Origin of the sequence: Bacillus sp. RC240, from assembly GCF_044907945.1 — a bacterium.
Lineage (GTDB): Bacteria > Bacillota > Bacilli > Bacillales > Bacillaceae_G > Bacillus_A > Bacillus_A mycoides.
The window spans coordinates 152,803-158,802 of the sequence record NZ_JBIYCT010000010.1 but is presented as its reverse complement, the minus strand read 5'-3'; the positions used below and the strand labels follow the sequence as shown (position 1 = coordinate 158,802).

Here is a 6,000-nt window from a genome sequence, read left to right as displayed (position 1 = left end):
CCCGCAACCAAATGGTCCCGTGGTGTAGTGGTTAACATGCCTGCCTGTCACGCAGGAGATCGCCGGTTCGACCCCGGTCGGGACCGCCATTTTAATAAGGCTCGGTAGCTCAGTCGGTAGAGCAGAGGACTGAAAATCCTCGTGTCGGCGGTTCGATTCCGTCCCGAGCCACCATTTTAATAAAATATGCCGGCTTAGCTCAATTGGTAGAGCAACTGACTTGTAATCAGTAGGTTGGGGGTTCAAGTCCTCTAGCCGGCACCATGTAAGTTTCGGAGGGGTAGCGAAGTGGCTAAACGCGGCGGACTGTAAATCCGCTCCTTCGGGTTCGGCAGTTCGAATCTGCCCCCCTCCACCATTTTACATAGGGGCATAGTTTAAAGGTAGAACTGAGGTCTCCAAAACCTCCAGTGTGGGTTCAATTCCTACTGCCCCTGCCAAATATATAAACACAACATGGCGGTTGTGGCGAAGTGGTTAACGCACCGGATTGTGGCTCCGGCATTCGTGGGTTCAATTCCCATCAGTCGCCCCATTTTTATTTTTAAAAATTACAAATAAATTAATGGATACTTACATATAATTAAGTAAAACTTCGGTGGGCTATAGCCAAGCGGTAAGGCAACGGACTTTGACTCCGTCATGCGCTGGTTCGAATCCAGCTAGCCCAGCCATTTTTGCGGAAGTAGTTCAGTGGTAGAATACAACCTTGCCAAGGTTGGGGTCGCGGGTTCGAATCCCGTCTTCCGCTCCATTTTAACTTCATATGGCGGCATAGCCAAGTGGTAAGGCAGAGGTCTGCAAAACCTTTACCACCGGTTCAAATCCGGTTGCCGCCTTTCTTTTATGCCGATGTGGCGGAATTGGCAGACGCGCACGACTCAAAATCGTGTTCCTTCGGGAGTGTCGGTTCGACCCCGACCATCGGTATCACGAACGGCGTAACATCAAGGCTCTACACTAATTGTGTAGAGTTTTTTTGTGTTTTCTTCACACTACAAAATAAGCACTAATAGTGCGTTGGGGTAGTGTGCGGTGAGTAAGTGACGAACTTTAGATACAGTTGGAAGAAACTATGAGTAGTAAAAGGATAAAACCGAAAGTTCGGTTTTATCCTTTTATAAAATTTCAGTAGAATATTACATATACAAGAATTTTTTCGAGCACTCTAGAGAGAATCTCTCCACCCTGGTGACATGAAGTTAAATCCGATACCACCAGTTGAAATTACCACATTATCAGCTGGTAATTTCGTAATTTCGAAAAACTTCTTTTCAAACTCTTCTCTGCTGTACTTGTACATAGTTGAGTGACACGACCATATTTGCGTTGAAGTACTCAACCAGTCCCCTAATTCCTTTAATTTAGGGAACGACTCAAATTGAATTGGACCATCCAATTTTATGAATCTCACTTGATAGATAGTTGGGTTTAGCTTTTCTCCTATCCTATCCCTTTAAGACCATGTGCTTTTTTCTCATTTGAATGTGTCATAATTCTCCCCCATCTTTTCTTCAAATTTTTTCCTATTTTAATTATACAGCAATAGAAAGTAATTATGGTAATATTATGGAATTAATAGAGGAATGAAAAGGAATAGCTTTAGTTTAATAATGAATAGTTCATAACATACTACATAACAAATCTTTAAAAGGACATGGCAGCTTTGCCCTGTTTCTTATTGTTTAGCGAGAAATAATAAAATAAATCATCACAGTAATAAATGAAATATGATAAATTTAATCAAGGGAGAGAAATGAAAGTAAAAGGTGTCAGTTATTTAATATGATTCCATTTTGGCTCCGTTTCATTTTAATTTATCATGTTTAAAGAAGCTCAAAATTTTTAAAATGCTTTAAAATAAAGGATTTTAAGGGTAGCACTCTATATAAATGTCACCTAAAAAGACCCTAACAGAAATGTTAGGTTTTTTTTTGTTAAATTATGCTATGTGATTCTAAAATTCGTAATAAACTTAGGAATTCATGTATAATATAACTTGTTGAAAGAACAAAATGATAATGATTTATATTATGTCTGTAATATGAATCAAAAATGAACTTTTTATATTTCTTTTAAAAATGTGTTGAATACACATTATATTTCATATTAATATTTTTATGTAGATTTAAAATGGGAAAGAGAGTGGAAAGTATGGGCCGTAAATGGAACAATATTAAAGAAAAAAAAGCATCAAAAGATGCAAATACAAGCCGTATATACGCGAAATTTGGACGTGAAATTTATGTGGCAGCAAAACAAGGCGAGCCAGATCCAGAATCAAACCAAACGTTAAGAGTTGTATTAGAACGTGCGAAAACATACAACGTGCCAAGAACAATTATTGACCGTGCGATTGAAAAGGCAAAAGGCGGTTCAGAAGAAAACTATGACGAGCTTCGTTATGAAGGCTTTGGACCAAACGGATCTATGGTAATTGTAGATACACTGACAAATAACGTAAACCGTACTGCAGCAGATGTACGAGCTGCATTTAGCAAAAACAGTGGTAACATGGGTGTAAACGGTTCTGTCGCTTACATGTTTGATGCGACAGCTGTTATCGGTCTTGAAGGTAAAACATTAGATGAAGTTCTTGAAATCTTAATGGAAGCAGATGTAGATGCACGTGACATTCTAGAAGAAGAAGATTCTGTTATCGTTTATGCTGAACCTGATCAGTTCCATTCAGTACAATCTGCACTTAAAGGTGCTGGTGTTGAAGAATTTACAGTTGCAGAATTAACAATGCTTGCACAAAGTGATGTAGAACTTCCTGAAGATGCTCAAGTACAATTTGAAAAAATGGTTGATGCATTAGAAGATTTAGAAGATGTACAGCAAGTTTACCACAACGTAGACTTAGGGGAATAATAAAGTGAAACTTTAATCAGTGGGGGTTTTGTTCATCCCCACTGATTATTAGCCCTCACCAATCGGGCGTTTACAGGCAGCCCGACTCCCACCTAACTTCTTTGCTCCAGCTGAATTTTGAGGTGGGATTTTTACTGCCCATAAATAGCGGGATATAAGACAGAAGGCCCTTTCCTTTAACGGACAGGGTCTTTTTTATGGATTTAATTCAGGTGGTAAAGTATTAAAGGTATTTTGTAGCTGCTAGGGAATATGGTTATAGGTTTGTATTTTAAATAATCGTATTTCTAGGAGGTATTTCTGTGGAGCATAAAACACCAAAGCATATTGTTGCCGTAGCAGGTTATTTAACAAATGAAAAGAATGAGGTGCTTTTAACGAAAGTGCACTGGCGAGCTGATACGTGGGAAATGCCTGGAGGACAGGTAGAAGAAGGGGAAGCGCTCGATCAAGCTGTTTGCAGAGAAATAATGGAGGAAACAGGATTAACTGTGAAGCCTATCGGAGTTACAGGGATTTATTATAATGCTTCTATGCATATTGTAGCTGTTGTTTTTAAAGTAGCATATGTTAGTGGTGAAATAAAAATTCAACCTGAAGAAATACAAGAGGCTAAATTTGTTGCTTTAAACGAAGAGAACATTGATGAGTATATAACGCGTCCTCATATGAAATCAAGGACACTTGATGCGATGAAAGCAATGCATTTTATTCCATACGAAACATGGGAAGTTCAGCCATATAATCTTATAGGAAGGTTGTAAAGAAAAGGTTAGTTATTTGAGGACAGCTCAAATTGCTAACCTTTTCTTTATGTATACTGTTTCAGAAAAAGGTCACAATAATAAAGTGTAGGCTAATAATTGGTGGAGGAAGCAGGACTACCACCTAATTTCCTAGCTTTAGCCAAGTTTTGAGGGAGAAGACTTACTGCTCACAAATAGCGAGATTAGTATTGATTTACGGAACATTTGTTCTGTATAATGGTGATATATCGTATATAATTAGATTGCTAGATGTTTAAAAGTATAAATGTATAAACTGATATAATAAAAGAATAAAGTGAAATTAAGGAGAGACCTACTGCCTATAAATAGTGTGATAAACAAATGTATATTCAACATTTCATATGAATAGTAGATAAAAAGGGACTGTGATACAATACATTTTTACACCTTACAATGTTGTAAGGTAGGTGTAAGAGAAATCGATGGGATATTCTTTTATAACAAGGTATTCTTAAATTAAGAGTTATATGCTGTGTGGAAAAGAGGTGTTCGAGATGAAAGAACGAGTATTATCTAGAGTGAATTATCATCAAAAAGTTGCATTAAATCCATTAACTAAATTTCTTTATAAAGCCATTATATTATTATTATTGTTAAGTTTTGCATTATTATTCGCTGGAAATGTAATGATTGAGCGAAGTGATATTAGTAAATTACATGTACCCGCTAAGTTAGAGGTGCCAGAATCATTAACAAACGCATTTATTGCGACGGAAGATAAAAGGTTTTATCATCATAACGGTTTAGACTATATAGCGATTATCAGGGCGTCTATTGAAAATATAAAAGCTGGTGGTGTTGTGCAAGGAGGAAGCACGATTACACAGCAGTTATCTAAAAATGCTTTCTTATCTAATGAACGTACATTTTCCCGTAAGTGGAAAGAAATTTTTTATACGAAAAAGATTGAACGTACATTCACAAAGGATGAGATATTAAAATTGTATGTAAGTAATATTTACTACGGAGAAGGCGCATGGGGGATTGAAAAAGCAGCAAACCTTTACTTCGGTAAAAAAGTGGATCAATTAACACTGGCTGAAAGTGCAATGATGGCTGCTATAGTAAAAGCACCGGCTTATTACTCACCTGCACAAAATTATGATAAAGCAGTTGAGAGACGGAATGTAGTTTTAAGGCTAATGGAGAAAGAAGGGTATATAAATCATGATGAATATGTGCAAGCAGTTAGTGAGAAATTAGTAATTCGCCATGATATAAAAACAGAGCAATCCATGTTAAAAAATGCCCGTGAAAAAGCAGTAAGTTAAAAGAAGTTCCTACATAGGAGCTTCTTTTTTTAATAATTTGTGACAAAAGGCGACACAATATTGTCACAAACGTTGTATTTTTGTAATTTATGTGAGCGTGTTCATTGCGTGACCTATGTAAGTATTGATATTATGTGTATTGTGTACAATGATGTATACAGAATATGAAATTAAAGAGGAATGTATATGAAATCATCAAACAAACTCATGGCTCTTGGTATAGTTTTTTCTATCGCAGTATTGATTGTAATCGGGACGATTGTGTATAGCATCATAAATGACAAGAAAGATAAAGGGAATGAGATGTTTGCTTATTCTACGCAACAATCTTTAGGGAAAGATGATGCTCCAGTTAAGGTAGTTGAATTTGGAGACTTTAAATGTCCAGCTTGTCGTACTTGGGATGTAACAGTATTACCACGATTAAAAGAAGAGTATATTGATAAAGGTAAAGTGCAGTTATATTTTATTAACTTCCCGTTTATCGGAAAAGACTCTGATTTAGGTGCAGCTGCCGGTGAAGCAATTTATAAACAAGATCAAGATTCATTCTGGATTTTCTATGATGAGATTTATCAAAATCAAAAGAAAGATACGGAAGAATGGATTACAGAAGAATTACTTCTTAATATTGTGAAAGAAAAGCTTCCGAAAATTAATGTAGAACAGTTTAAAAAAGATTTACACAGTAAAGAAATGAAAGACAAAGTACGTAAAGATTCAGATCGTGCTCAAAAATTAAAAGTTCAAGGTGCTCCTTCAGTATATATAAATGGGAATCTTGCAAACCCTGATTTCGATAGTATGAAGAAGGCGATTGATAAAGAATTGAAAAAGTGATGAGGTATCTCATCACTTTTTCGACTTTTTTCGATAAATTTCTTGCTTCGATTTTTTTTACATGCTATACTACTTTACATAAGTTATTTCAATATCTTATATTTTTTTCATATTTGCGGGTGTAGTTTAGTGGTAAAACAAGAGCCTTCCAAGCTCTGGTCGAGAGTTCGATTCTCTTCACCCGCTCCAAATTTTATTTAATGTTTTTCTAATAAATTGTGATCAAC

4 protein-coding genes, 11 tRNA genes and 1 pseudogene are annotated in these 6,000 nt (G+C 36.2%); 15 read left to right on the top strand and 1 reads right to left on the bottom strand.

All coding sequences use genetic code 11. The features are described from left to right. Nucleotides 1-13: 13 nt before the first annotated feature. From ABH955_RS24555 to ABH955_RS24510, 10 genes are all read left to right on the top strand, one after another. A tRNA-Asp gene (locus ABH955_RS24555) sits at nucleotides 14-89 on the top strand. Between the two features lie 9 nt (nucleotides 90-98). Further along, nucleotides 99-174, top strand: a tRNA-Phe gene (locus ABH955_RS24550). Nucleotides 175-188: 14 nt separating this feature from the next. Continuing rightward, nucleotides 189-264, top strand: a tRNA-Thr gene (locus ABH955_RS24545). A gap of 10 nt (nucleotides 265-274) precedes the next feature. Further along, a tRNA-Tyr gene (locus ABH955_RS24540) sits at nucleotides 275-358 on the top strand. 8 nt (nucleotides 359-366) lie between these two features. Beyond that, nucleotides 367-440: transfer RNA gene (locus tag ABH955_RS24535), tRNA-Trp, on the top strand. A gap of 19 nt (nucleotides 441-459) precedes the next feature. Continuing rightward, nucleotides 460-535 (top strand) — tRNA-His (locus ABH955_RS24530). Between the two features lie 64 nt (nucleotides 536-599). Beyond that, nucleotides 600-674: transfer RNA gene (locus ABH955_RS24525), tRNA-Gln, on the top strand. 5 nt (nucleotides 675-679) lie between these two features. After that, nucleotides 680-754 (top strand) — tRNA-Gly (locus ABH955_RS24520). A gap of 14 nt (nucleotides 755-768) precedes the next feature. After that, nucleotides 769-839, top strand: a tRNA-Cys gene (locus tag ABH955_RS24515). Nucleotides 840-848: 9 nt separating this feature from the next. Next, nucleotides 849-930 (top strand) — tRNA-Leu (locus ABH955_RS24510). A 238-nt stretch (nucleotides 931-1,168) separates the two neighbouring features. Here ABH955_RS24510 and ABH955_RS24505 read toward each other — a convergent pair. Continuing rightward, nucleotides 1,169-1,494, bottom strand: a pseudogene (locus ABH955_RS24505) (DUF3884 family protein). Between the two features lie 660 nt (nucleotides 1,495-2,154). Here ABH955_RS24505 and ABH955_RS24500 point away from each other — a divergent pair. The 5 genes from ABH955_RS24500 (at nucleotide 2,155) to ABH955_RS24480 (ending at nucleotide 5,962) form a co-directional block, all read left to right on the top strand. Further along, a complete protein-coding gene (locus ABH955_RS24500) occupies nucleotides 2,155-2,874 on the top strand; it encodes a YebC/PmpR family DNA-binding transcriptional regulator (protein WP_002091105.1) in 720 nt (239 codons plus the stop codon). 302 nt (nucleotides 2,875-3,176) lie between these two features. Beyond that, complete coding sequence (locus ABH955_RS24495) at nucleotides 3,177-3,638, top strand: NUDIX hydrolase (protein ID WP_002063701.1); 462 nt, start codon at nucleotides 3,177-3,179, stop codon at nucleotides 3,636-3,638. Nucleotides 3,639-4,156: 518 nt separating this feature from the next. Next, nucleotides 4,157-4,933, top strand: a complete 777-nt coding sequence (locus ABH955_RS24490; RefSeq protein WP_113937850.1) for a transglycosylase domain-containing protein — start codon at nucleotides 4,157-4,159, stop codon at nucleotides 4,931-4,933. Nucleotides 4,934-5,119: 186 nt separating this feature from the next. Beyond that, the gene (locus tag ABH955_RS24485) at nucleotides 5,120-5,773 is read left to right on the top strand and encodes a DsbA family protein (RefSeq protein WP_002091101.1); all 654 of its coding nucleotides are present in this window, start codon (nucleotides 5,120-5,122) and stop codon (nucleotides 5,771-5,773) included. Nucleotides 5,774-5,888: 115 nt separating this feature from the next. Then, nucleotides 5,889-5,962 (top strand) — tRNA-Gly (locus ABH955_RS24480). Nucleotides 5,963-6,000 lie beyond the last annotated feature (38 nt).

What these genes read in the sequence shown, in the direction of transcription:
- ABH955_RS24500 (WP_002091105.1), top strand. Translation starts at nt 2,155, where the DNA reads ATGGGCCGTAAATGGAACAATATTAAAGAAAAAAAAGCATCAAAAGAT.
- ABH955_RS24490 (WP_113937850.1), top strand. Translation starts at nt 4,157, where the DNA reads ATGAAAGAACGAGTATTATCTAGAGTGAATTATCATCAAAAAGTTGCA.
- ABH955_RS24485 (WP_002091101.1), top strand. Translation starts at nt 5,120, where the DNA reads ATGAAATCATCAAACAAACTCATGGCTCTTGGTATAGTTTTTTCTATC.